Source organism: Arthrobacter sp., assembly GCF_031179985.1.
Lineage (GTDB): Bacteria > Actinomycetota > Actinomycetes > Actinomycetales > Micrococcaceae > Arthrobacter.
This window is the reverse complement of record NZ_JAPSHJ010000100.1, coordinates 1-4,897: the sequence shown is the minus strand read 5'-3', so window position 1 is coordinate 4,897 and position 4,897 is coordinate 1. Positions and strand designations below refer to the sequence as shown.

Annotated in this window: 2 protein-coding genes; both read right to left on the bottom strand. The window is 62.2% G+C overall.

Annotation, left to right across the window (positions count from 1 at the left end; translation table 11 throughout):
• Positions 1-447: 447 nt before the first annotated feature.
• Positions 448-3,477, bottom strand: a complete 3,030-nt coding sequence (locus tag RIN13_RS20220; protein ID WP_309109104.1) for a glycoside hydrolase family 2 TIM barrel-domain containing protein — start codon at positions 3,475-3,477, stop codon at positions 448-450.
• A gap of 128 nt (positions 3,478-3,605) precedes the next feature.
• The gene (locus tag RIN13_RS20215) at positions 3,606-4,727 is read right to left on the bottom strand and encodes a LacI family DNA-binding transcriptional regulator (protein WP_309109103.1); all 1,122 of its coding nucleotides are present in this window, start codon (positions 4,725-4,727) and stop codon (positions 3,606-3,608) included.
• Between the last annotated feature and the right edge of the window lie 170 nt (positions 4,728-4,897).

Sequence of the window (4,897 nt, the reverse complement as noted above, 5' to 3'; positions counted from 1 at the left end):
ATAAAACAATTGGTATCAACAAACTTGGCACACTATTGAGTTCTCAAACAACAGACACACCCGGCACCACCACAACACTTCACAGCCGTGGATCGCTCCGGAGCAACTTTTCAAACTTACCCGGTTTCCTAATGCTTTGCAAATCAGCGTTTCCGCGATTTCAGCTTCAGAAAATCGGCCCCGCCTGTATGCGGCACGCAAATAAGCGAACCATTTTTCAGGCTGTTTTCAGGGGGTTGGCCGCTCTCCGGTAACCAGCTCTTCGCTGGTCTCCCTCGCGGCGACTTAGAAAACAATACACGCAGCCAACCCGCAACACAAATCAGCTCCGCACAGGCCCGAGGGGTCCCGGAATCCCCGGAAAACCAAGGATTTGGGACCCCTCTGAAGGCACGGCGGCGGAAATCAGCCGGACGCCGTCTTTATGGCTTGAGTCACATGCGAAGCCTACGTCCCGGCGGTGAGCACCACCGTGAATTCAACATCCCGAGGGGTAAGCTGGTAGGGCTCCAGTACCCCCGGTCCGCAGGCTGCGGTGCCAACGCCATCCCGGGCAGCATCCAGGTAGATGTAGCTCCGGCCATCGCGGCCTAGATCCTCACGATGTGTTGCCGCATCCAGGACCTGCTGGCTGTACGGACGGACGGTAAGCGCAAAGTGATCGCCTGCGATACTGAGCGATCCGGCGTCGAGCCCCAAGGAAGCGGAACGCACGGCCGACCTTGCCCCGGCTTCCTGCGGCCGAACGTACTCCACGTCCATCTCATCCAGGGGAAGTGCGTACCAGCCGAGGCGAGTGCCCTGGCCGGTATCCGGATAGCTTTGGTGCGGACCCTGGCCGAACCACTCGACGTTCTGCGTTTCGGCTTCCAGGACCAGCTCAACTCCAACCCGCGCCCATCGGACTGCCGTCCCGCGGTCTATCCAGTCCCCGTCGGGGCGGACGGAGGTGTTCAGGCTTACGCTGGTGCCGTCACTGGTCCACGTGTAGTCCACCAGCACGCCGTACTGCTTGTCCGCGGGAGCCATCCGGGTACGGACCAACAGCCTTTCCCCGCCGTCTTCACTTGAGACGGCCGAAATGCTGATCAGGCGGGAGTGGAGTCGGTTTAGTCCCGCATCCAACCAGCGCCGTTCCATGCTGCGGGGGTCAGGGTCGCTCCATTCCCTGCCCAAATCGTTGTCGGTGGGGGCACGCCACAACGTAACCTTCATCCCCTCGACGGGCAGGTCGCCCAACCGCCTCAACTCTCCGGTGACGCGGTCAAAAGCGGCCGGGCCGAGCAGAAGTTCGTTGCCTTCTTCCTGAACAAAAGCGTGCGCTGTGAGCGTGCCAGGTCCGTTCAGGTTGGCGGCTGCTTGCCCCCAGGCGATCTCATGACCGGCATCGGCCCAGTCGGTGTCCGCGCCCAGAACAGCGCTGACAGTCAGAACAGCCGGGCCGTCGGCAGCGAGCTGCAGCAAGCCGGCAGGCAGGTCAACAAAAACATCTTCGCCCGGTGCCACCGGCGCCAAGGTGACGCCCCCGGCTTCGAGCGTTACGCCGTCGGCCACCACTGCGTACCGGAAGCTGAAGGCTGATGTGTCAGCGAAGTCGAAGCCGTTGCGCAGGGTGAAGCCGGACCAGTCCGCCACTACAGAAAGCCTGAGGGGTTCGATGACCTTCTTGAAATCCAACAGTCCGGGCCGGGGCTTGCGGTTGGCATCCACGAGTCCGTCGGTCACAAAGTTGCCGTCGTGAATTTCCTCACCAAAGTCACCGCCGTATGCAAACTGCTCCCGGCCGTTGGCTCCAGTAACGGTAATGCCGTGCTCCAGCCATTCCCACACAAAGCCGCCCATGAGACGTGGGTAGCGGTCAAACAGTTCCTGATACTCGGTCATCCCGCCGGGTCCGTTGCCCATGGCATGAACGTACTCACACAGGACGAAGGGCATGGCCCGGCGACGCGCATCGAGGGCAGGATCCTCCAGCGGTTCCTCCACGCCCTGCCCGATCAGCTCCGTCTCCGCGTGGGTCGCGTACATCCGCGAATAGACATCCACATAGGCACAGCTCCAGTCACCTTCATAGTGGATGGGCCGTGACGGATCGCGGTGCTTCGCCCACCGTGACATGGCAGCAAGGTTGCGGCCTGCGCCAGCCTCGTTGCCAAGCGACCACATAATCACCGAGGCGTGGTTCTTGTCCCGTTCCACGGTGCGCCGCATCCTGTCCAGCAGCGCGGCCTCCCACTGAGGATCGTCGCTGGGGTTTTGCTTCCAGCCGCCGCTTTCAAACCCATGGGTCTCGAGGTCGCACTCGAGGACCACATAAAAGCCGAGCTGGTCAGCAAGGGCCAGAAAATCGGGATGAGGCGGGTAGTGGGACGTCCGGATGGCATTGATGTTGTGCTGCTTCATGAGCCGCAGTTCGCTGACCATCAGCTCCCTGGGCACCGCACGTCCGAGCTTGGGGTCGTGCTCATGACGGTTCACGCCGCGCAGCAGGATGCGCTTGCCGTTCACCTTGAACTGGGCGTCCTCAATCGCAATGGAGCGGAATCCCAGCTGAAGCTCGATGGACTCAGCTGCTGTGCTGACGCTGGCCCGGTACAGCTTTGGTGTCTCAGCCGACCACGCTTCGATTCCGGGAATGACGTGCTCTGCGCCGGCACGCAGTTCCAGTCCCAACTCCGGAATACGCACGACGGCGTCAATCGCCTCACCGTCCCGGCTCGCCTCCACACGGAGGATTCCTTCGCCCCGCAGGTGGTCATAGCCGGCATGCACGAAGACATCGTCGATCCCTCCTGCCGGCCGCGCCTGGAGGGTGACGTCCCGGAATATGCCGGGAAGCCACCACATGTCCTGATCCTCAAGGTAGCTTGCTCCCGAGAACTGGGCTACCTCTACGGCAAGGACGTTTGCACCTTCAGCCAGGACGCCCGTGACGTCGAATTCGTGGGCCAGGCGACTGCCGCGCGTGGTGCCAAGGCGTTGGCCGTTCAGCCACACGGTTCCTGCAGACTCAATGCCGTCGAAACGGAGAATGGCCCGGGGGAAAAATTCGGGGCCGGCCGTGAATTCAAAAACGTGCTGCCCGATGGGGTTGGCTTCGGGAATCCGGGGCGGCTCAACGGGGAAGGGGTACTGGACGTTCGTGTATGACGGGCTGCCGTGGCCGTGCATGGACCAGCTTGACGGAACAGGCAGATCCGTGAATTCGGATAGGTCCTGGCCCAATTGCCAGCCATCCTCGGGCGCTGTCCTGATGCCCGGGAACAGCCGGAACTTCCATGTTCCGTTCAGCGACAGCCGGGCAGCATCACTGTCGAGGAACGCTCTGGCGGAAAGTGTCCCTTCAGCCGGGGCAACAGATGCCAGCTCTGCCACGCGTCCCCCACCGAGTTCCAGGTGGCGTTCCACCGTTGAGGTGGTGGGCTGGACCGGTGACTGCTGAAGATCCCGTGCGCCGGGCAATGATTCGACTGACATAAGTGTTCCTCGTCTCGCTGATTCTGCGGGATTCGTTGGTGGGTTGTGAAAACGTGAACGTTCACGAACTGGGTACAACAGTACGGCAGGTGAAGAACTTTGACCATAGTTCGCACGGGATTTCCTGCTCAAGCGGACTGCCTGACCACCAGCCGATGCCGAAGCGTGAGGTGCGCCTCGGCACTCCCGGCGGTCAGGGATCCAGCCAACAATCCGTCAAGGAGTTCGACGGCGGTGCGGCCCACGTCCCGAAGGTCCAACGCAAGTGTGGTCAACTCGGGCGACAATTGTTCTCCGAGTGGAATTCCGTCCATCCCGATGACCAGGCAATCTTCGGGAACCCTCTTCCCGGCATCCGCCAGCGCCTTCAGCACGCCCGACGCCACAAGGTCATTAAAGGCTACGATTCCAGCAATCCCGGGTTGCTGTTCGAGGAGATCCCGCACGGCAGTACGAGCGGCAGATGCCGACTCCTCAACTGCCACAGCCACGCAATCCAAAGCATCAGATTCCGCGAGGACAGCAGCGAACGCCCTGCCCCTGGCTGTGACGAACCCATCACCGCTGCCCGGCCCGTGGGGGAGTAAGTCCGTGCTGCCGGCCATACCCGGGACGTGAGTGTCCGCGTGATTTTCCGCGTCCGGCTTTTCGTGGGCAGGCTTCTCGGGGCCACGGACGGAGTCTAAGTACGCGATGTGGCGGCGACCGGCGCTCCGCAAGCGCCTGATTGCCAGTTCGGCTGCGTGCCGGTAGTCAAAGGTAATGGCGCCGGCGGCTGAACCCGGTTCCTCGTCCAAGACAATCAACGGCCGCCGGCCCAGGATCGCTTGGGCCTGACCTGCATAGCCGCCCAGGTATCCAATAACGGCATCCACATGGGGGGCGAGATGCTCGACGGCGTCAAGGCCGTTACGTCCGCCATGGCCGTAGTCATCCATAACCACCTGCCAGCCACGTTGAGTGGCCTGCTCCACCACGCTGGAGGCGAAAGCAGGAAAGTAGGGGTTGGTGAGATCCGGGATGGCCAGGCCTACCGAAGTCCGCGCGCCTTGCACGAGGCCCTTGGCGAACCGGCTCGGAGTGTAGCCAAGTTCGTTGGCCAGCTCCTGGATTCGTTGACGGGTCTCCGTTTTGATGCCCGGCATGTCGTTCATGGCGCGGGTGACGGTCTGTCGTGAAACACCTGCCGCAGCAGCAACGTCCAGGATGGTGGCTCGCCGGGAGCGGCGGCCAGCAGGGGTTTGGGTCATGCTGGTAAGTCTAGGGGCCTGCGACGGTGGTCCGGCTGTTGCCTGCCTCAACGCTCGCTCACGTTTCGCAGGTCGTGGCCTGACGCTCGCCCACATCCCGCCGGTTTGTTTGGGGGTTTTTAAATGGGGAGAGCCCCAACCGTGTGTGGTTGGGGCTCTCGACCCTTTTT